This is a genomic window from Luteolibacter arcticus (assembly GCF_025950235.1).
Classification (GTDB): domain Bacteria; phylum Verrucomicrobiota; class Verrucomicrobiia; order Verrucomicrobiales; family Akkermansiaceae; genus Haloferula; species Haloferula arctica.
Map to the genome: position 1 here is coordinate 58843 of NZ_JAPDDT010000017.1, position 21853 is coordinate 80695.

Annotated in this window: 13 protein-coding genes; 6 read left to right on the forward strand and 7 right to left on the reverse strand. The window is 64.4% G+C overall.

The features are described 5' to 3' along the window. Nucleotides 1-38: 38 nt before the first annotated feature. The gene (locus OKA05_RS24710) at nucleotides 39-869 is read left to right on the forward strand and encodes a hypothetical protein (RefSeq protein ID WP_264489887.1); all 831 of its coding nucleotides are present in this window, start codon (nucleotides 39-41) and stop codon (nucleotides 867-869) included. After that, nucleotides 866-1930 (forward strand): hypothetical protein, encoded by a 1065-nt coding sequence (locus OKA05_RS24715; RefSeq protein WP_264489888.1) that lies wholly within the window; start codon nucleotides 866-868, stop codon nucleotides 1928-1930. The genes OKA05_RS24710 and OKA05_RS24715 overlap by 4 nt, the downstream gene beginning before the upstream one ends. A gap of 117 nt (nucleotides 1931-2047) precedes the next feature. Here the strand turns inward: OKA05_RS24715 and OKA05_RS24720 are convergent, their stop codons facing one another. The 3 genes from OKA05_RS24720 to OKA05_RS24730 are packed head-to-tail and all read right to left on the reverse strand — an operon-like array spanning nucleotide 2048 to nucleotide 4744. After that, nucleotides 2048-3073 (reverse strand): beta-ketoacyl-[acyl-carrier-protein] synthase family protein, encoded by a 1026-nt coding sequence (locus OKA05_RS24720; protein WP_264489889.1) that lies wholly within the window; start codon nucleotides 3071-3073, stop codon nucleotides 2048-2050. A 16-nt stretch (nucleotides 3074-3089) separates the two neighbouring features. Beyond that, nucleotides 3090-4142: an NAD(P)/FAD-dependent oxidoreductase gene (locus OKA05_RS24725; protein WP_264489890.1), complete on the reverse strand. Its 1053-nt coding sequence runs from the start codon at nucleotides 4140-4142 to the stop codon at nucleotides 3090-3092. After that, on the reverse strand, nucleotides 4103-4744 hold the full coding sequence (locus tag OKA05_RS24730; protein WP_264489891.1) for a class I SAM-dependent methyltransferase: 642 nt from the start codon (nucleotides 4742-4744) through the stop codon (nucleotides 4103-4105). The genes OKA05_RS24725 and OKA05_RS24730 overlap by 40 nt, the downstream gene beginning before the upstream one ends. Before the next feature lie 30 nt (nucleotides 4745-4774). Between OKA05_RS24730 and OKA05_RS24735 the strand changes: the two genes are divergently transcribed. Beyond that, on the forward strand, nucleotides 4775-5524 hold the full coding sequence (locus OKA05_RS24735) for a hypothetical protein (RefSeq protein WP_264489892.1): 750 nt from the start codon (nucleotides 4775-4777) through the stop codon (nucleotides 5522-5524). On the opposite strand, the gene OKA05_RS24740 is transcribed toward OKA05_RS24735, so the two are convergent. Beyond that, nucleotides 5496-5759 (reverse strand): hypothetical protein, encoded by a 264-nt coding sequence (locus OKA05_RS24740; RefSeq protein WP_264489893.1) that lies wholly within the window; start codon nucleotides 5757-5759, stop codon nucleotides 5496-5498. The genes OKA05_RS24735 and OKA05_RS24740 overlap by 29 nt on opposite strands. Nucleotides 5760-5870: 111 nt before the next feature. On the opposite strand from OKA05_RS24740, the gene OKA05_RS24745 reads away from it, so the two are divergent. Next, on the forward strand, nucleotides 5871-8207 hold the full coding sequence (locus tag OKA05_RS24745; RefSeq protein WP_264489894.1) for an exo-beta-N-acetylmuramidase NamZ domain-containing protein: 2337 nt from the start codon (nucleotides 5871-5873) through the stop codon (nucleotides 8205-8207). Here the strand turns inward: OKA05_RS24745 and OKA05_RS24750 are convergent. After that, on the reverse strand, nucleotides 8204-9013 hold the full coding sequence (locus tag OKA05_RS24750; protein WP_264489895.1) for a substrate-binding domain-containing protein: 810 nt from the start codon (nucleotides 9011-9013) through the stop codon (nucleotides 8204-8206). The genes OKA05_RS24745 and OKA05_RS24750 overlap by 4 nt on opposite strands. Before the next feature lie 182 nt (nucleotides 9014-9195). Here OKA05_RS24750 and OKA05_RS24755 point away from each other — a divergent pair, with 182 nt between their 5' ends. Beyond that, complete coding sequence (locus tag OKA05_RS24755; protein ID WP_264489896.1) at nucleotides 9196-14109, forward strand: chitobiase/beta-hexosaminidase C-terminal domain-containing protein; 4914 nt, start codon at nucleotides 9196-9198, stop codon at nucleotides 14107-14109. A 408-nt stretch (nucleotides 14110-14517) separates the two neighbouring features. Here OKA05_RS24755 and OKA05_RS24760 read toward each other — a convergent pair whose 3' ends face one another. Beyond that, nucleotides 14518-18375, reverse strand: coding sequence for a beta strand repeat-containing protein (locus tag OKA05_RS24760; RefSeq protein WP_264489897.1), 3858 nt, complete (start codon nucleotides 18373-18375; stop codon nucleotides 14518-14520). Nucleotides 18376-18561: 186 nt separating this feature from the next. On the opposite strand from OKA05_RS24760, the gene OKA05_RS24765 reads away from it, so the two are divergent. After that, complete coding sequence (locus tag OKA05_RS24765) at nucleotides 18562-19611, forward strand: LacI family DNA-binding transcriptional regulator (RefSeq protein WP_264489898.1); 1050 nt, start codon at nucleotides 18562-18564, stop codon at nucleotides 19609-19611. 84 nt (nucleotides 19612-19695) lie between these two features. On the opposite strand, the gene OKA05_RS24770 is transcribed toward OKA05_RS24765, so the two are convergent. Continuing rightward, a complete protein-coding gene (locus tag OKA05_RS24770) occupies nucleotides 19696-21837 on the reverse strand; it encodes a glycoside hydrolase family 36 protein (RefSeq protein ID WP_264489899.1) in 2142 nt (713 codons plus the stop codon). Between the last annotated feature and the right edge of the window lie 16 nt (nucleotides 21838-21853).

Genomic DNA, 21853 nt, shown 5'->3' on the forward strand with positions numbered 1-21853 from the left:
CGTCGCCATGACATGGGGAATGGGATAACAGGCAGAGGATGAAGTTCACCCTCCTTCTCGTCCCGCTCCTCACCCTATCACTTTCCGCGCAGGAGAAGAAAGTCCCGCCTCCCTTCGAGGAAAAGCCGTCCAATGTCGAAGCGACGGAAGGAGAAGAAGCCGCAGATCCCTTTGATCCGGACGCCTTCGACGGCAACAGCCCGGCCATGGTCCAGGTGCAGGTGGAATACATCGAGATGCCCCATGAGACGCTGACCGACCTCCTGTTCATGAAGCGGCCCACCAAGTCAGACGCCACGGAGTTGAGGAAGGAAGTTCAGACCTTGGTGAAGGCCGGCGACGCAAAGGTGTTGGAAACCCAGATCCTCACCGGCCGCAGCAGCGAGAAGTGCCTGGTGGAATCCATCAACGAACAGATCTACCCAACTGAGGCGGTGCCGCCGAAGCTTCCGGAATCGGTCACCGTCCCAGACAAACCGGCAGGCCTCAGTCCGGACAATATCAAGGCCGTCGCCGCCTTGATCAGCGGCCCCATTCCCACCTCGTTCGAAACACGAAATGTCGGCTCAACCATGGACGTCGAGCCGACGATCGGCTCCGACCCGAAGTACATCGACCTCCGCCTCGCGCCCGAACTCGTGTGGCGGAATGGCAACACCACTTGGTATGAGCGGAAGGATGCCCTGGGAAATGTCGCGAAGATCGAGCTGCCCGACTTTTACACCATCCGCCTGACCACCGCGCTCACCGTCACCAGTGGCAGCTACGTTTTGGCCGGCGTGGTATCGCCGAAGGCAAAGGACGGATCCATCGACCTCACCCGCAAGGTGATGGTCTTCGTGAAAGCCGACGTGCTCCCCGTGCGATGAAAGCTCTCCCCTTGCTCATGGCTACGGTACTCCCCGCGACGGCGGAGATCGGCTCGGTGGCCCATCCGGAGGACAAACTTCCGCAGGGCCAGACCGTCGTCTGGACGCCGTTATTCCAAGCCTCGTGGGACAAGCTCAATGCCACCCACGGCGGCAAGCCGGTGAAGATCGAGCCGCCAAATGTTCTGATCTCCCGCCTCGATGCCTTCACATGGAAGGCGGAGTCGGTGATGCCGGAGGATCGCTGGAAAGTCTGGTCCGGTCCTGCGACCGACGAATTCTTGGCCACGGTCAATGCCGAGGCAGCGAAGTTGACCGGGGAAGAGAAGGGACCATTCCGCCTGGAAAACCGGCAACCCGGCACCGTCGCTGTATTCGGCTTGCTCGACCGCGAGGTGACGTTCCGCCAGCCACTCCATCGTTCCCGCAAGGTCCCGATGACCTTTCGTTCCGGAGCCATGGAAACGAAGGTGAAGTTTTTCGGCGTGAAAGGGCAGCTCAGCGAGGAATTCAGCGGAACCGTCCGCGTTCTCGCCTACCGGCCCACCGAGAATTGCCACGCCCTCCAGCTCCTCTGCAAGGAATCGGACGACACCGTCATCCTCTTCCGCCCTCCGGCAGCGATGGATTTTGCCGCCGCCTGCGAGTGGCTCCGGACTTGGCGGAAGGCATGGTCGGAAGACTCCGGACACCACCTCGGACACGATGACCCGCAGCTCCACAAGCGCGATGAGATCCAAGTGCCCTACGTGAAGCTGGAGACCAAGCACGACTTCGCCAGCGACCTCGACTCGTTGCGCTTCTACAAAGGCCAGCCCCTGCCCCGCCAGATCACTCGCGCCGAACAGCGGGTGGAGTTCGAGCTCCACGAACGCGGTGCCCGGGTGCGTGCGGAGGTCAGTATGGACGACCCGTTCGGAGGACCTCCCGAGCCCCCGGTCTATCCGCGCCGCTTCCTCTACGATGCCCCGTTCTTCGTCTTCCTGTGGCGCGACGGTGCCGAGTGGCCCTACTTCGGCTCATGGATTGGCGACACCTCGGCGATGGAGAAGATCGACTGACCCCGCTCGCTTTGGATGGAAGCGGTAACAACGACACGAACGAAAAGAGCGAAATTCTCAAGATGCCCCTGCCTCTTTTTTCGTCCCTTTCGACAGTTTCGTTGTCGATCAATTCCCCTACCCCCGCCACATCTCACAGGCATGCGCCGCAAACCCGGCACCGAACGCCGTGAGCCACCACCTTTGATCGCCATTCGCGCTCGCCACCGCACGATCCAGCGCAAAGAGCACCGAGGGACTGCTCATGTTCCCATGGTCGCGCAGCACCTCGCGCGTTTCTAACAAACGGTGCGGCAGCACGCCCTCCAGCGCATCGATCACATCGCGCCCGCCCGAGTGCGCGAGCACGCGGTCCGGCTCCGCCTGGCGCTTCGCAAAGAGTTCCGCCACTGCTTCAGCCGCCAGCCCCGGCACCGCCTTGTCGAGCTGGTTGCGCAGCTTCCCGCCCGCATTCACGAAGCGGATCTTCTCCCGCTGCTCCGGCCGGTGCACCGTGGTGAAATGACCGGCCTGCCATTTGGCATCGCCCGCCACATCCGACCACACCGCCGCCGCCGCGCCATCACCGAAGAGACAGAGCGAGATCAGCACCCCCGGATCATCGTCAGCAAAGAAGGCCGCCGAGCAAACCTCCACAGCCACCGTCGCCACCTTCGCGCCCGGATGCATCGCGAGGAAACCCGCCGCCGAGCGCAGCATCGGAATCGCCGCCCCACAACCGAGTCCAACCAGATCCTGCAAGTACGCCGTTTCCCGTAGCCCGAGCTGCTCCGCCACATGGCTGGTCACGCCCGGACAAAGGTAGCCGGTGCAGGTGCAGATAAAAAGCGCATCCAGCTCCGCCGCCGCGATGCCCGCCTTCGCCAAGGCCGGCACCAGCGCCGCCATCGCCAGCACCGGGGCCTCCCGCTCGAATGTCTCGTTCAGCGCCTGAGCATCCCGCCCCACCACCGGCCCGATCTCCGGCAGGCAGAAGCTCCGCGTCGCAATGCCTGACACCCCGTTGCCCAGGATCTTCTCCAGCATCGCCTGCGAACGCGGCCTCAGAGATTCAAAGGCCGGCGAAGTCCGCAGCCCGGCAAGGCACTCCGGCTGCGTGTAGCGATGCGGCGGGACCGCGGTGGCAATGGATTCCAAAAACATATCGATCAGATCAATCTCAGCGGACGAGGGAAAGGAGCGGGCGAAAGGGCAACAGGCCGGCGGCGGCGATCGACTCGATCACATCCCGCCCGCCCCTGCGGAGCAACAGCGGATGCAGCGCCTGCGCCGCGACCATTCGGCGGCGAAAGCGGCGGCGCTGCAGCTTGCGGATCTCCGCCATGCACGCGTCCCACGGCTGGCGTCCACAGCTCCAGCGCTCCAGCGGGTCGAGCGCCAGCGCCGCGGATTGGAAGGCCATGCTCATCCCATTCCCCGTGAAAGGCGGGATCATGCTCTCCGCATCGCCGATCACGCACAGCTCCGGCCCCGCCTGCTGGCGACCGAGTTCAAAGCCCGCCACCGCACAAAAAGATCCTTCATCGAGCGCGGCAGCAGCCATACGGCCGGCCAGTGCTCCATTCCCACCCGCACGCAGGTAGGAATCTAACAAACCACTCCCCTGCCCCGCCATCGCGCGGTCCACGCGAAAGAGCCCGCACACATTCACGCGGCCGTCTTCCACCTGCGCGAGACCCGCATAGCCATTCGCACCCAGATGCATCTCCAGATCCGCCTCCATGGCCAGCCCGTGGTAGTGCGCCTTCAGCCCGATCCACGACCCGCGCCGCGGCAACCGCCCCGCCGCCCAGACCACACCATCCGCTGGCTCCCGGACCTGCCGCGATCGTTCCACCACCGTTCCGCCCAAATCCATCACCCGCTCCTTCAACCGCAGATCCAGCCGGTGCCGAGAAATCCCCATCGCCGGCTCGGGCAAGACACCCTCATGGATCCGCCTCCCCTCGCGAAACCACACCACGCTCCGCAGTGCCAGCGCATCGGCCAAGGCATCCGCGATCCCGAGCTGCACCAGCGTCGCCCGTTCCACTCCGGAGATGAATTCGCCGCACACCCGGTGCCGCGGATAGCTCCCGGCCTCGTGCACCGTTACCGCGATCCCGCGCAGACGCAGCCCCGCAGCCAGCGAAAGTCCCGCCAATCCTCCGCCCCCAATGGTCACCGTGCCGCTCAAGCGCGCGAAGCTAGCACGCGCAAGCCACCGCGCCATGTGGTTTCCTCGCGGACCCGCCATTTCGCAGGATCCAGCCCCAGCCGCTCCGGCAGTTCCCCCTCCACGAAGCCCGCACGGATGCTCACGATCATGTCGTGCTTCGTCGCCGGGCCTACGAATGGCAGGATGAACTGGGCATCCCAGATGGTCCGGTCGACCCGATACGGCTCATTGAAACAGATCACCTCGAACCGCTCCAGATGCGGCCGGAAGCGCTCCAGCTCGTCATCCTCGAAGTGATGCAGGAAAAGATTCGCCGCCAGCACGCCGCCCTTCACCTCGGCGAGGCTTTCAAACACATCGCGCCGGTCCCACACGATCTGCTCCGGCAGCCCCTCCGGCCGCGGTGCCAGATCGCAGGCCGTCAGCGGGATCCCCGGGTCCCGCTTCGCCAGCCGCCTCAGCAGCGTCCCCTCGCCCGCGCCGATCTCCACCACCCCCTTCGCCAGCGCCGCGGGATACTGCCTCAGGTGACGCGCGATCCAGCGCTCATTGCCCATCAGGAAATTGATCACTTTCAGGTCCAAGCGGCTCCGTTTCACGTCCGGATGATCCGGCGGGAGTCGATCAATGATTTCCGGCTCTACAACGCGCTGCATCGCGGTTAGAGCGTGCCAACCGTCTCTCCGATGCGCAAGCTTCCCGCTATCTTCCATCGGCTCCTCGCCCTCGTCGCCTGCCTGCTGCTCAGCGCCTGCTTCGACATCCGCGAGGAAGTCTGGATCGAGCGCAATGGCGCCGGCCGCGCCGAACTCCGCTACACCGTCCCCGAGTCCGCCCTGCTGCTCAGCGGCGGGGCGGCCGGCGTGGAGAAGAAGATCCGCGACCTCATCGCCTCCCAACCCTCGCTCATCCTCGACGGCGTCTCCGTGGAGGTGAGGGACGAGCGCGCCATCGTGGCCGTAAATGTCTCCACCAAGTCGATGCTTTCGCTGCTCGATCTCAAAAAGAGCGACAGCTTCCAAAACCTGCCCGAGTCCACCGCCAACATCGTCGGCCATTTCGACGTCCGGCTCCGCTGGCTCGACCTCGACTTCTCGCGCAGCATCCACGTCAGGGAAGCCCTCGGCCTCGCCTCCCTCGCCGTCGGCTCTGAAGACCGCGAGCAGCGCAGGCTTACCTACATCGTCCACCTGCCGAAAGCGGCCAAGGAGAGCAACGCCACCCTCATCACCGACGGCGGCAAGACGCTCACTTGGGACACCACCCTCGACGAAGCGATGAAAAGGCCGCTCGTCACCCGCTTCCGCGCCACCATGCCGATCCCCCGCTACGCTTGGGCGGCGGTGGCCGGTGCGCTCCTCGCGATCGCGGGAAGCGCCGTTTGGGTAACGAGGAAACTTCGCCGCCTTAGCCGAAGAGGTACATCATCCCCTTGACCACCGCGGCAATGATGCCGATGAGCCCGGCGCCGATGCCAAAGGTGCTGATCACGCCGCCACGCTTGCCGGGGGCGAGCGAAAGGACCACGCCGATGATCCCGAAGATGATCGCGACGACGGCGAGGATAAGTCCCAAGGTCGCGCCATTCATGAAGCTGCCGATGGCAGCAAGGATGGCGACGATCGAGGGGAGGCTGAACGATGCCCGTGTTGAAGGAGTGGTTGCATTCATCCCCTCCGCTTTTGCCGTTAGCGTGCCACCTCGGAGAAAGCGTCCACCCCCGGCCACCGGATGCCATTCTTGATCGAAAAGTCCCGGTTTTGCGCGTAGTTCAGGCCCTCCATGTCTGGTTTGCTCCCCATTTTTCTCCTGATCTGCCTCGCCTGCACATTGCACGGCGCATCGTTCTCCCCTGCTGGCCTTGCAAAAATCGACGACACGATCTCGCAAGCGGTCACCGACGCCCGAACCCCCGGCGCGGTCTTCCGGATGGAGCGCGAGGACGCCGTTTACCAAAAGGCCTACGGCGATCGCGCCATCGTCCCGCAGCGGGAGCCGATGACCGGGGACACCATCTTCGACGCGGCCTCCCTGACCAAGGTCGTGGCGACCACCTCCGCCGTGATGAAGCTGGTGGAAGCCGGCAAACTGGACGTGGAAGCCCCGGTTAGCCGCTACCTCCCGGAGTTCCGCGGCAATGGCAAGGAAACCATCACCCTGCGCCAGCTCCTCACCCACACCTCCGGCCTGCGGGCAGGTCTGCCGCCCCAAGGGGAGGAATGGCATGGCAAGGAGCAGGCGCTGAAGATCGCCTGCGCGGAGCCGCTCCCCGTGAAACCCGGCACCGCCTATCGCTACAGCGACATCAATTTCATCCTGCTCGCCTTCATCGTCGAGCGGATCGGCGAAAGCACCCTCGACGCCTTCTGCGCCAGGGAGATCTTCCAGCCGCTAAAGATGAGGGACACCTCTTTCCGCTCGCTGGAACCCGGCGACGTCTCCCGCATCGCGCCGACCACGGTGACGGGCGGCAATCCCCTGCGCGGCGTGGTCCACGACCCCACCGCGCGCCGCATGGGTGGCGTCGCCGGGCACGCCGGTCTCTTCACGACCGCGGCCGATCTCGGCCGCTTCGCCCGCATGATGGTGAATGGCGGCGAGCTCGATGGCGTGCGCGTCTTCAAGGCGGAAACCGTCGCCGCAATGACCACGGTCCAATCCCCGCCGGGCCTGCCACGCCGCGGCTTCGGCTGTGACATCGACTCCCCCTACGCCGGCCCGCGCGGCGATGTCTTTCCCATCGGCAGCTACGGTCACACCGGCTGGACCGGCACCCGGCTCTGGATCGATCCCTTCTCGAAAACCGCGACCATCTTCCTCTCGAACCGCAATCACCCCAATGAAGAGGGCAACGTCATCGCCCTCCAGCGCGAACTCGGCACCCTGGCCGCCAAAGCCATCGAGGACTTCGATTTCGCCAGGGTCCAGGGAGCCTTGCCGCCGGACCCATCGCAACCGGCAATCGTCCGGCGCGTGAAGAAGGACGGCCCGGTGCTCAATGGCATCGATGTCTTGAAGCGCGACAACTTCCGCCAACTCCGCGGCCGCAAGATCGGCTTGATCACGAATCACACCGGCATCGATCGCGAACGGAATCCCACGATCGACCTGTTGCACGCCGCCCCGGAGGTAAAGCTGGTTGCCCTCTTCGCCCCCGAGCACGGCATCCGCGGCGAGCTGGATCACGAGAAGATCGGCGACACCGTGGACGAGAAGACCGGCCTGCCGGTCTACAGCTTGTACGGCGAACGTCGTACTCCCACCGCCGAGCAGTTGCAGGGCATCGATACCTTGGTCTTCGACATCCAGGACATCGGCTGCCGCTTCTACACCTACATCTCCACCATGGCGAATTGCTTGGAAGCGGCCGGCAAAGCAAAGCTGCGCTTCATCGTGCTGGACCGCGTCAATCCCATCGGCGCGACCGTCGAGGGGCCGCTGCTGACCGCCGAGCGCAGCTTCGTGGCGGCGCACGAAATCCCGCTCCGCCACGGCATGACCGTCGGCGAGCTGGCACGACTCATCAATGCCGAGCGCAAGTTCGGCACCGACCTCGGCGTGATCCGCTGCGAGGGTGGATCCCCGTTGCGCTGGTTCGATGAAACCGGCATGCCATGGCGCGATCCCTCGCCAAACATGCGCAGCGTCACCGCCGCCACGCTCTACCCGGGCGTCGGCCTGCTGGAATTCTGCAAGGTCAGCGTCGGCCGCGGCACCGGCACCCCGTTCGAACTACTAGGCGCACCGTATATCGACGACCTGAAGCTAGCCGCCGAGCTGAATAAAGCCGGCTTGAAAGGCGTTCGTTTCGTGCCGGTCCGCTTCACTCCCACCGCCAGCGTCTTCAAGGACGAGGAATGCCGCGGCGTGCGACTCCTCCTCACCGACCGCGAAACCTTCCGCGCCGCCGACCTGGGCATGCTGCTGGCGACCACCCTCCAGCGCATGCATCCGGATCAGCTTGAGCTCGGCAAGATGGCGAAGCTGTTAGGCGACGCCGAAACCTTGGAGGCAGTCCGGCGTGGCGACCCATTGGAACAACTCCGCGAAACCCGCGACCGCGGACTCCCGCTGTTTCTGAAGCGGCGCGAACCCCACTTCCTCTACCAACGGCCCTAGCGGGGAACTTCCTCCGGAAACAGGAAGCCAATCCTCGTCGCGATCTCCCGGGCCTCCGGCGAGGCGCTCATCCAGCGAACCAACGCCAGCACCTCCGCACGCGCATCTTTACGATGGTAGTAGTAGGCGGGCCGCAGCAAGGGATAGCGCCTCACCTCATTCCCCAGGGGATCGACGCCGTCGATCTTGATGACTGCCAGCCCGTTCTGGCGGGCAAAGAGCGGACTCAGGTAGGTGATCCCGTTCGGATCCTTCACCACCATCATGCCGGGCGATTCGCCGCCTGGAAGCTTGAGCGCGCCCTTGGCATACGGGCGGCCACTCATCGCTGCGAGTTGGAAGTCCCGGTAAGTTGACGAAGCGGTGTTGCGCGCGTAAAGGGACACCGGCGCATCGAGGCCTCCCACCGCTTTCCAATTGGCATGGTCACCCGCGAAAAGCCCCTCCAACTGCGCGAGAGAAAGGTCTCCCACCGGATTCTCTTCATTGACCACGAGCACGGTTACGGCGGTGACGGCATCCACACGCTTGAGAACGATGCCAGCCTTCTCGAATGGCTCCACGCGTTTCCCATCGAGCGCCTTGGAGGCCATCAAGATATCCGTCTTTCCCGCCAGGAAGTCGGGTAGCGCTCCGAAACTCCCCTCGGCAGCAATTTCGAAACGCATTTCGGGATGCTGCTTCACGTACTCCTCACAAAACATCGGCACGAGCTTGGCCCCCAGCAAGTCGGATCCGCCGAGCCGGATGTTGTCGGCGCGGATCTGCGACACGCCCAGAATGGCCAGTGCGAGGAGGACCGTCACGCTCGTTGCATGAAGCGGCTACCCGGCGACGGATCAAGCATTCCACCGTGACCAATCCGTCAATCGCAACTCTCCATTTGCTCTATCTACGCTGACTTTCAGGTCTCCCGAACTGATAGAGCGTCCTTGCGCCTGTGGCAAATCCGTCACATGCTGCTAAGGTTCGTTCCCCCACCCCCCGAATGCCCCCCCTGCGTCACTATGCCCTGACGCTGCTCGCCAGTCTCGCTTTAGCAATCTGGTGCCGCGGCGATGTCGTGATCAGCGAATTCCAGTCCTCGAACGGAGCCACCCTGCTCGATGAGGACGGCGATCCTTCCGACTGGGTCGAACTCTACAACCGCGGAAGTTCGTCCGTGAATCTCACCGGTTGGGGCCTCTCCGATCGCACCGACGATCCCTTCAAGTGGGTCTTCCCCGCCGTGCAAATCGCCGCCGGTCAGCGACTCGTCATCTGGTGCTCCGCAAAGGATCGCACCGGCGCGGCCACCGTCATCGCCGATTCGCCGGACGATATCCCCGGCCTCGTGCTGTGGCTGAAAGCCGAGGGCCAATCCTACACTGATGGCCAGTCGGCGACCACATGGACCGACACCAGCGGCCGCACCAATCACGGCACCGCTCCCTCCTCCTCGAATCGCCCGGTTTTCAAAACCAACCGCATCAACGGCAAGCCAGCCTTCCAGTTCTCCCGCTCGCAGTCACAGGAGTTCCGCCTGCCCACTTCCGGCTTCAAGGGCATGACCAGCCTGAACAACTACTCCCTGTTCGCGGTGTCGAAGTGGTCCGGCTCCGGCGTCCCATCGGGCATCTTCGGCGCATGGAACACCAGCGACCCCACCACCGAGACCCACCTCGAAGTCGGCACCCTCGGCGCGGTGAGCTTCCGCACGGCCGCGATGAACCAGATCGAAGCCGAGGCCGCATCCACCAATGACGAGTGGGCCGTCCTCTCCGCGACCGTGGCCGGCACCCAGGATTCGCCGATGGCCCGGCTCTACAAGAATGGCCAGATGGTCGGTTCGCGCGGGCAAGGTCCGGGCCCCGTGCCGCTTTCGAGCCTCTCGCAAATGGCCGTCGGCAGCTCTTATTCCACAGGCCGGAACTTCAGCGGCGATATCGCGGAGCTGCTGCTCTACGACCGGCCGCTCAATGCGCCCGAACTCGCCTTCCTCGATGTCCACCTCGGCAGCCGCTATGCGCTTCCCGGTGGCACCCTGCCGACCGGGCCCAAGATCCACACCAATTTCAGCATCGACTCCGATGGTGAGTCGCTCGTCCTCACCCGCCCCACCGGAACTACGGAAGATCTAGTACCAGCGGCGATCATGCCGCAGGACGCGAGCCACGGCCGCAGCCCGGAAAGCGGCAATACCTGGAAGTGGTTCGCCAGCCCCACGCCCGGCCAACCGAATGCAGCACTCTCCTACGGTCCGCCGCTGGTGAAGCCGGTGCTGTCCGCACCGCGCGGCTTCAAGACCTCCACCTTCTCGCTTGGCATCACCCATCCCGAGTCCGGAGTGACCCTCCGCTACACCCTCGATGGCAGCGAGCCGTCGCTGACCAATGGCAGCACCTACAGCTCGCCCATTTCGATCAACAAGACCCGCGTCGTCCGCGCCGCAGCCTTCAAGAGCACCGCCCTGCCGAGCCGTGCCATCGCCACGAATTCCTACATTTTCCTCAATGACGTCGTGACCCAGACGTCGCGCCCCACCGGCTACCCGGCGAATTGGGGCGAGTTCACGCAGACCAGTTACTCCATCAGCCCGAACGTGGCCGCGCTTTCCGGCTACAGCACCACCATGAAGGCTGCCCTAGCGGGCCTGCCTTCCCTGTCCATTTCCCTCGCCCCCGATGACATGTTCGGCGAGGAGGGCATCTATACCGACTCCACCCAGCACGGGCTGGAGGAGGTCGTCTCCGCCGAGTGGCTCACCGGGGACAATTCCTTCGACACCCAGATCGATGCCGGCCTGCGCGTCCACGGCGGGGCCAGCCGCTACCACACGAAGTCACCGAAGAAAGCCTTCCGCCTCGCCTTCCGCGGCGAGTATGGCGAGGGCCGCCTGCGGGTGCCAATCTTCAGCAATGAGGGCACGCCGCTGGCGGACTTCAATGGCCTGATCCTGCGCGCGAATTTCAACAACTCGTGGATCTCGCTGACCTCATCGGAGCGCGATCGCGCGCTCGCCTTCCAGGACCAGTGGATGCGCGACACCCAGCTCGCCATGCACGGCATGGGCTCGCGTGGCAATCTCGTCCACCTCTACATCAATGGCATCTACTGGGGCATCTACAATCCCTGCGAGCGGCCCGATGCGGAGTTCTCCGCCAGCTACTTCGGCGGCGATCCCGAGGACTACGATGCGATGAATCACGACGGCGTGGTGGACGGCGACAACATCGCTTGGAACACCATGCGGGACCTCGCCCGCGCCGGCATCACCACCCCGGCCCAATACACCGCCATCAAGCAGTACCTCGATGTCGACCAGTACATCGATTACATGCTGCTGAACTTCTACGGCTCGAACCAGGACTGGCCGGACAACAACTGGACCGCCACCCGCCTGCGCTCCGAAGGCGCGGGCTACCGCTTCTTTGTCTGGGATGCGGAGATGACCCTGCATAGCCCCACCTCCAACCGCACCAACCCGCCTAACAGCGACCTGGCGGAGAACGACAATCCCGGCATGCTCTACACCGCGCTGCGGCAGAATGCCGAGTTCCGCCTGCGCTTCGCCGACCGCGCCCGTCGCTATCTCTACAATGGCGGCGCGCTCACTCCCGCCGCGCTCTCCGCACGCTTCACTGCCGCCGCAGCCAAGGCCCAGCCCGGCATCTTCGCCGAGCAGGCCCGCTGGGGCGCTTATCGCAAGGAGATCCTCGACCTCGACGGCCCCTCACCGCTCTATGCCCTTAATCCCCATTGGCTGGCCGCACGCGATTGGTTGCTGGGCACCTACTTCCCGGCCCGCACCACGAACCTGATCAACCAGCTCAAGGCGGTGAGCCTCTATCCGAATGTCGATGCGCCCACCTTCAGCCAGCACGGCGGCCAGTTGACCGCCGGCCAGACCGTCTCGATCACCGCACCCGCCGGCACGATCTACTGCACGCTCGATGGCACCGACCCGCGCGTCGAGAATACCGGTGCCGTCTCGCCCACCGCCGTCGCCTACACCTCGGCCCTCACCATCTCGGGCCAGAAAACGCTCAAGGCCCGCGCACTCAGCGGCGGCGTGTGGAGCGCGCTCAATGAAGCCGTCTTCTCCACGCTTTCCAACGAATCCATCTTCAAACCGGCCGGCGACGCGACTTGGACCACCAACTCGAACTGGACCCCATCCGGATATCCCAATGGCTCCGGCAAGCGCGCCGTCATCAACTCCCCCACCGCCACCGATCGTGATGTCAGCCTCGCCGCCCCGATCACCGTCGGCAGCATCCGCTTCGACGCCACCAACTCCTTCTTCCGCAATCGCATCGACGACGAGCTCACCGGCAAAACGCTCACCTTCAACGGCTCCGGCCAAGAATCCCAGATCAAAGTGGATGGCAATGGCACCGGCTTCGTCGAGTTCGAGGTGGTCGCCGGCAGCATCCTCTCCAGCACCTTGGAACTGCAGGTCAACCAGCTCGATGGCGACGAAGAGCACGGCGCTCTCCGGCTCCGCGAACGCTGGAGCGGCCCCGGCGGCCTGCGCAAGACCGGCCTCGGCGTGGCTTCCCTAACAGGCGAGGACAAGGACTTCACCGGCGCACTCTCGATCGTCGAGGGCGTCTTGCAAGTTTCCGAGCCATCCACACCCGCGCTGGCCTCATCCATCACCGTCACCCCTGGCGGCCAACTCCGGTTGACCTCCGGCAGCACACTCGGCGTGCCCCGCGTTTATGGCTTCACCAAGCCGCTCAAGATCTCCGGCCAAGGCCGCGGTCTCGCGATTCCCGATGACTCCGGCCAGGGCAAGCAAGGCGCGCTTCGCTACGATCCCGGCAATGGCGAAAACCACGCCGTCCTCCCCGTCGCGGTGCAACTCACCGCGGCGGCGGGCATCCATGTCGATGGTGCATTGAACCGCCTCGAACTCACCTCGCCGCTCACGCCCGCCGCCCACGCTCTAACAAAGTCCGGAGGTGGCCTCCTTCATCTCAAGACCGCGAATGCCGCCTTCACCGGTCCGGTCACCGTCGCCACTGGCACGCTGGAACTCACCGGCTCGCTCGGCTCGCCGGTCACGCTCGGTGCCACTGGCGTCCTCACCGGTCACGGCACCACCGGAGCGATTTCCGGAGATGGCACCATCGACCTGGGCAGCAAGATCCTCAAGGCCCCCCTCCTGAGCGGCACCATCGTCTCCGCCGTGCTCGCTAATCCCGGCTCGCCCGCCTACACCCAGCCCACTGCTGCGGGGAATGGCCTGCTTTCCATCGATGGCATCACCGCTCCACCCGACTTCTGCCGCATCTATCTGCCGAATGCCGGCAGCACCTTCCGCGGCGTGATCTTCGCCCCATGGGACATCGATCTCGCCGGAGCAATCAACGCCGCTGTTTGCGAAGTCTATCGTCCCGATGGCACCGGCTGGTCACTCGCCACGAATGCCCAGGTCGTCACCGTCCCCGAGATCGCCAACTTCGGCAGCGGCGCGGTCAACGGCCACATCGTCGAGGTACGCCTCGGCGCTGCCCCGGCCTCCTTCACCACGTGGCAGGAGTTGAATTTCCCGATCGCCGCCGAACGCAACAACCCTGCCATCGGCGGCCCCGAGGCCACCCCGCGCAAGGACGGCATCGCGAATCTGCTGCGCTACGCGCTTGGCATCGGCCTTGCCGAATCGCCCCGCGCCAAGCTGCCTCGCCTTGAGAACTTCTCAAACCGCCGCGAGTTCAGCTTCCCCTTCGATCCCGGCCGCGACGACATCGCATGCCTTGTCGAAGTCACCAACAGTCTCGGCAGCTGGCAGAATGCCTCAGTCATCTTTGACTCCCGTACCGACTACCCCGGCGACATGGAGAATGGCTGGCTCACCGTCACCGACACCGGCTACGCCACCCGCCGCTTCTACCGGCTGCGTGTGATCATTCGGTAAACAGCCCGTTGGGATCACGTGGCTACGGAGTCGAAAGACTCATCTCCGCCGCCTGCTCAATAGCGGACTCCAATTCCAAAGCTCCGCGTCCTAACGAAACGGCTTCTCCTCTTACTAATGGGACCGCCCATTTCTCCGTCCCAACGGGACGATTCATAAAAGCCCGGCACGAAGTGCCGGGGCGACGTGCCGAACACCATCGCGTCCTGAAAGCGACGCCTCATGCTTCTTGCGGCTGAATGCCGGACGGGCTCGGAAGGGCCGCAGCGCTCTCGCGGTAGACGATCCGCACGATGAAAACGCTCACTCTTCGCCCATGGCACCCGCACCCCGCCGGAACGACGAAGTCGTCCCGCTACCGAAGACGAGCCCAGCCCCGCAAACCGCGGAGCCGGGCCCTTCGAAACCTCACTGCGGCGTCACCTCGAGGCGCACGAAGAACTTACCCGCCCCGGTCGGCAACGTGTAGCTCACCGAGCCGGCCGTATTGCTCAATTTCGGATCGGTCTCCAGCACCGGCTCCCACGTGGTCAGGTTCGTCGAGGTCTTCACCACGAACTGGGTGCCATACGCCGACCTCGCGATCTTCCCGCCATTCGGCCACGCAACCGCGCCGCCGACCACGCCGGGATTCGCGGTGAACCCGGCGGCCGCGTTCATGAAATACTCGATGCCGTTGTCCATGCCGTCGCCGTCGAAGTCCTGCTCCGCCGTCTGCCCGCCGGCATTGTCGTCCGCCCAACTGTCGTAACCTGCCACCGCACCGACATGGACCACGCCGGTTCCGGAGAAACGGACATCATCGATGTGCGCCGCACCGGACCCCGTCGCGCCCCAGGTACCATCGTCCTGCTGCACCCCGGCGAAGAAGAGCGTGCCGACGACCTCCGTGCCGATCACATCGACCTTCGCGCCACTGGCGATCACCAGCTTCCCGGCATCGAGCAGCGAATCACCATCCACCGCCAGAATCCCGGCATTCACCACAGTGTCGCCGCTATAGGTATTGGCACCGGTGATCGTGAAGGTGCCGCCACCGCTCTTGATCAGACCGCCGGTTCCGGAAATCACACCGGCGAAAGTCGTGCTGGCATCGCCCTTGCCGCCCGTGGTCAACGTCGCGGAGCCGAGCAGCACTTGGCCATCCGGCTCGTCACCCGCCAATGATCCGATCGTGTTGTCGAAGCCATTGAGATCGAGTTTCCCGCCGATGCTGTGGTTGGGAATGATGAAGTGCGAGTTCGGCGAGAAGACGTTGGCCGCACCAGCGCTCATCACATTCTCCCGGATATACGTGTCGCCGCTGTAGGTGTGCAGGCCGGAGAATTGCATCACCTGGTTGACCGAGCCACCCCACTGGATCGTCAGCGCGACCGTCCCACCGTTGCCACCATCCTCGATATTTCCGGCCCATACCGGTGCGGCGGTGTCGCGTGCCGCGAGCACCAACTGCGAGGCTCCGGTGCCGCTGTTGGTGATGGTTCCGCCGGTGCCGCTCACGCGCTTGAGCCGGTTGTTGATACCATTGGTGCCGGTGTCGTTGAGGTCCCAGACACCGCCATTGATGATGGCCTCGTTGCCAAAGGCGCCATTCCATACCTGGGGCGATGCGGCGAGCTGATAGGTGGGATCCATCCGGAGCGTGCCTCCGTTGAGCGTGATGTTGTTGAAGCCGGCATGCGTGGTCTTCCCATAGACCACCGTGCCTTCCTCCACGCGCAGGCTCATGCCACCCACCGTCGCGATTCCCGCGGCTTCATCGATGGTCAGCGTGTTGGCGCCACTCTTGACCACCGTGCCACCGCCGTTCGTTCGGCGGAGCGCACCCTCCCAGCGAATGTCACCGGTTCCGTGGATCGTGAAATCACTGATCACGAACCCGGCATCCGCCGCGGGATTGAAGCCCGCCGTCACCTTCGCCTCCGTGGCGGAGCTGTTGGTGATGGTGCCTCCGCCTCCGGCATTGGTCAGCAAGTTGGCGATTGCCTTGCCGTTGAGATCCAGCGTCGCGGCGGCGGAGCCGATGTGAAGCGTCCCCGTGCCGAAGGCGCTGTTGGTTCCCGCCTGCAAGGTGCCACCTGCCAGCGTGGTCGTGCCACCGTAAGAGTTCGCGCCGGAAAGCAACAGCAACTCTGCGCCGGTCTTCGTGATCGATACCAACGCCCCGGGACCGCTGTCGGAAATCACGCCGGAAAGCGTGGTCGGGAAGTCACCTTGCACCGTGACCGTGGCATTCGCCGCGACAGTGTTGGTGATGTTGCCGGCGCTATCCATGAAGCCCGCACTCACCGCGGTGCCCTTCACATCGAGGTTGGTGTTCAGAGCCAGCGTGCCGACGCTGAAGGAAGTGCCACCGAGATGAACACCGCCGCTACCGGCCATCGTTAGGATCGAGGTGGGGCCGGTGATGCTGCTTGCGGAAACCGTCAGCGGATTGCTGCTGCTGTTAGACCAGGTCTGATCCGCCGCGATTTGGAGCGTGGACATCGCCAGCGTCGCCCCGCCGTTGCCGCTTTCCACCGTGATGCCGCCCGATTGGAGGGCGAGCAAGTGGGTGCCGCTGGTGGTCACCGCCGCGGAGCTACCGCGATAGGTCAGGCCGAGAATGTCGAAGTTGCCACCGAGCGTGTGGGTCAGATTGGTCGGCGCGTTGTTGTTGAAGTAAACCTGCGTGCCCGCGCCCGGGCTGGTGTTGATGAAGGTCGCTCCCGCCGCGCTGGTGGTGAAGTTCCCCTGCCCCGCCGTGTTGTCGCTCCAGTTGCTGCCCTTCGTGCCGGACCAATACGCCGTGGCCGGAGGCGTCGCACCGCTGGTGTGGAGGATGATGCTGGTCGCCGTGACTTCCAGCGAACCGGAGACGCCGAAGGCCAGCGAGTGATTCGCCAACGTAACCGCACCCACCGTGGTCCCCATACCGGTAGCAAAGCCCGCGCCGCTGCCGCTGCTGAAGGACGCCAGGATGTACGACTGGCCCGCTTGCACCCCCAGGTTCGTAACGGTGATGGAAACACCACCGGCATCCACGGCCAGACCGTTGAAAATGTTCAGCGTGTCGCAGGTCACGCCGCCGACCTCCACGTTCAGCGTCGCGGTGTCTGCACCGGATGCGCCGCCCAGCGTCATGCCGGTGGCTCCGCCGACATTGAGCATGGAACTCGCGGCTCCATTGATCAGATCGATCGTCGCATTCGCCCCCGTCGCGGAGGCCGCATTGGTCACCGTCAAGTTGCCAGTGGGATCGAGCAGACCACCGGCATTCACCGCCACCGCGTTGAGCGTCTTGCCGTCCGCCACTTTCAGCGTGCCGGTGCTGTTCACCGCGACCGCGCTGTTAGGCATCGAGCCGGATGAGCTAATCTCCAGCGTTCCCCCTTGCACCGTGGTCGCAGCCGTATGGAGGTTCGAGCCCGACAGCGTCAGCGTGCCTGTGCCGACCTTGGTCAGCGCGACATTCGTCCCTCCGGTGTTGGAGCGAAAGCCCCCGTTGAAAGTCGTGTTCGTGTTCAGCGCCCCCACGCTGACGGTGGTAGTCGCCGCCGCGTTGTTGCGAATCTGCGCTCCTCCGGCGAGCGAGCCGAAGTGGAGCGTGCCGAGCCCGAGGTTCAGCGCGATCCCGCCCGCCACGTCGCGGTTGAGCACCCACGCCGCCGAAGCACTGCCCGAGGTCGCGGTGTTGAAGGACGTGCGGTTGTTGCCATCGTTCGTCTGGGTGAAGGTGCCGGTGAAGCCGCTGTTGTCGCCATTGAAGGTCACACCCCGCGCACCACCATTTCCCGCCGTCTGGGTCAGCGTTCCATTCCCGGTTAGATTCCCGTTCAGCGTGAGATTGCCGGCGGCGACATTGCCCACATTGAGATTCAACTGCCGCGCCCCCGAGACCGCGATGTTGCTGGCGATCGTCTGGTTGTTGGCACCGCCTGCCATCACGATGTTCCCGGTCAAGCCGATGGTCCCGGAGCCAATCGTATAGCTCGTCGTCGCGGCAGCCGTGAACGTGATGCCAGCCACCTCAAAGGCGCTCGAGGTTGCCAGATCGTTCGTGAGCGTCGCCCCCGCCGTACCGGCAGCGGCGAAGGTCCAGGAGTCACCGGAAACCGGAGCCGGACCCGCGCCCGCCTCCCAGTTCGTCAGCGTCGAAAGGTTCGCATCCGCATTGCCGCTCCATGTGCGGACGGCGGCGGAAGCGGAGAGAGAAAGCATCGCCGGCCCGAGTGCGAGAGCAGTGGCGAGCAGGGCAGAGCGGGACGAAACGGTACAAGTGTTCATGGGTTGTGTGGAGTGATTCCTCGGGTGCCGGATGGGTTCTCGGGTTCCCGCGGGTCGATTGGGCGATCTCATCTCCTCCTATTGTTTCCTTCCCGCCATGCCCCCCTGCTTTACACTGGTAAATTGACACGTCCCCTCATCTCGGAGACACATTCACCGTGGTAAGATCCTTCCCGTAGCAAACCCATGACACCGGAACCTGAGAATCGCCGCTACAGCCTGCGGGACATCGCACGACAGCTCGGCGTAAGCCACGCCGCCGTCTCCATGGCACTGCGCGATAGCCCGCGCATCTCCGTCCCGCTCAAGGAAAAGATCCGCAAGTATGCCGAGCAAGTCGGCTACCGGCCCGATCCCATGCTCACCGCCTTGGCAAGCTACCGGCAGGGAAAATCGAACCCGTCTATCCAAGCGGCCATCGCCTGGATCAATGCCTGGCCCGAGCCGGAAAACCTGCGCGCCTACCGCGAGTTCGATGCCTACTGGCATGGCGCCACCGCAGCCGCCGCGAAGTTCGGCTACCGGCTCGAGGAGTTCCGCGTGGGCCGCGAGTGCAGCCCGCGGCGCCTCCACCAGATCCTCTCCACCCGCGGCATCCGCGGCCTGCTCCTGCCACCCCATCAGATCCAACCGGACTGGGCCGACTTCCCCTGGTCATCGTACTCGCTCGTCCGTTTCGGCCGCAGCCTCGGCGAACCGCACACCCATCTCGTCACCGCCGACCAGGTCGCCAATACCATGCTCGCCATCCGCGAGATCCTCACTCGCGGCTATCGCCGTGTCGGCCTCATCACAGAGTTGAGACGCCTTCAGGAAAGCGGCCACCTCTTCGAAGGCGGCTACCTGCTCGCCCAGCGTTCAATCCCCGAGGCCGACCACGTCCCGGTCATGGCGCTCGGTGCCTTTCCCACCGGCCAACGCGCCAAATCCATCGCCGCCTGGATCAAGAAACACCGCGTCGACGCGATCTTCACCGACGTCGCCGAGGTGCCGGATCTGCTGAAGAAACAAGGCATCCGCATCCCTGACGACGTGGCCCTCGCGGTGACCAGCGTGCTCGACGCGCATGCCGACGCCGGCATCGATCAGCACCCCGAGGAAATCGGCCGCGTCGGCCTGCTGATGCTGAACTCCCTCATCAACGACGGCGCCCGCGGCATCCCCAAGATCTTCCGCCAGATCCTCGTCGAAGGGTCATGGGTCGATGGATCAACCCTGCCGGATCGCCGCTGTTAGCAAACGACGCCGCACAGGCCTCTTCTTCGTAGGCGCGGTGGTAACACCGCGGAAGCCACCACAAAAGCGCCCATCCCCCTTGAGCTATTTCCCCAACAACCACACCCCCGCACTAAAATCACCGGCCAATTCAACAACCATCCCCCCATCCACAAGCCGCGCCGACCCCGACCCAAAGCCCTCCCGCATCTCCCAGCCTCCCTCAAGCGGCACCATCACCTCCGCCGGAGCCCCCGCAAACGCATGCAGCACCACCAGCACCTGCGACTCCGAGGTCCGGACCACCGCCTGCCATCCCTGTGGATGACGCCAGCTTTCCCCGATCTCGCCGAACCTACGACTGGTGCCGTACTTGATCACTGGCGCAGCCTCCGCATACAGCCCGATCATCTCGCGAACGAGCTGCCACGACTCCGCCGGCAAGCCCGCAATCCCGCCCGATAGACACATCCGCCCAAGGAACGTCGCGGCCAAACTATACCGTATCCGCTGGAGCGAATCATGCGGATGCAGCACCGCCCAGATCTGGTTTTGCCGCGGCAGCAGCAGGTGATGCAAGTTCGCGGCGATCAGCGGAATCTCGACCAACTCGTGCGCGTCGGAAAACGACGACATCGCCGTGCGCGCCAACATCGACGGCTCCAGCCGATGCCCGCCAGACGCGCAGTTCTCGATGACCAGCTCCGGCAATCGCTCTCGGATCCTGTCGAAGAAGCGATACGTCCCCTTGATCTGTCGGCGCAAGCCCTCGCCCTGCGAGTCCGGATGATCGCAGCCAAGGCCGGCGGTCTCGTTGTAGTCCACCTTGAGGTAGCCGAAGCCGCAGCTCTCCAACAGATCGATGACCTTCCCCGTGAGATAATCGATCGCCGCGGGATCATTGAGGTCCCAGAAGCGCCGCTCGCGGACCGTCACCGGAATGCCGTCGCGAGTGATGAAATGCTTGCCCAACTTGAAGGCCACGCTCTGCGAGCCGACCGTTTCCATCTCGAACCAAAGTCCCGGAATCAGACCGCGCTCTCGGATGGCATCGGCCGCCGCCCTGAGCCCGCTCGGGAACAGCGTCTCGCTCGGATTCCAGTCGCCGTGACCGCTGCTCCAGTCCGTGTCGGCCGCTTTGTACCAACCGGCATCGATCACGAAGTAGCGCACGCCGGAATCCTTCAGCCGGTCCGCGATGGCGCACAGCTTCTCATGCGATGGATCGCCCCAAGTGGTGCACCACTCATTGAAAACCACCGGTAAATCCTGCTCCACCTGCGGCTGGAGATTCACCGCGGCATCCTGCATCGCCGTGAGCCGGTCGCAGAGATCATCGAGACCTCCTTGCACACACGCGATCGTCGCTGGCGGCCCTTCGAGCGATTCACCGGGCTGCAGCGTCTTCATCCAATGCCCGAACTCACGGTCGGCAAGGCCACCCGAAATAGAGACGTCGTCGTGCTGGCGGAAGATCTCCATTTGCCACGAGCCCGCCCACGCAAGCTGCGCACCCCAAAGCACCCCGGGCACCGTATCTTCGACCGCGACGAAAGGAAACCAACGGCGAACCGGCATGGTGCCAAGCTGCCCGAAGCGTTCACTGAATGCACTCGCTCCGCTCCACGATCGTTCCAAATGAAGCTCCTCGATGCCGCGGCACTCATGGCGACCTTCGGCACTCCAAACGGACCGGAACCGGTGAACCTTCAAGCGCCCGGGAGCATCGGCCACATGGAACGGCGAAATGCCCGCAAGCGAAAAGCTGGCCAGCATCTCCAGCGCGACCGGCTTGTTAGAGCCATTCGTGAACGAGCTGCTGACGCCAAATGCCCCGTCGCCTTCCTTCCAACGCAAGCGATGGGCCGCAACCAAGCCGTCCTCGCTCGCAATCCTGGTCTCGATGACCGTCGCATCCCCTTCCGTGATCACCTGCTGCCCGGCCAGCTTGAAGCGGTGCAGCGTTCCCGAGTTCCGCATCGTGTGACCTTGCGCAAAGGCGCCGGGATAAGGGTCACCCACCAGCTTGAACTGGAGCAAGGACTCCACCGGCCTTGCCGGCCAAGGGTCGTCACCCGGCAAGACATCGATGAAAGCCTCGCCGCGCAGCGAATCGCGCGGCGCCAAGGCTTCACCAACCAACGAAGCCGGCAGCAATTCCAACCCCACCCGCCCCGTCACAGGATCGTGCGGGTAGCGGACAAGAGTGTCGCCCAGAGTGTGGACGGAGAGATATTCGCGCGGCATTTCGGGAATTCGATCG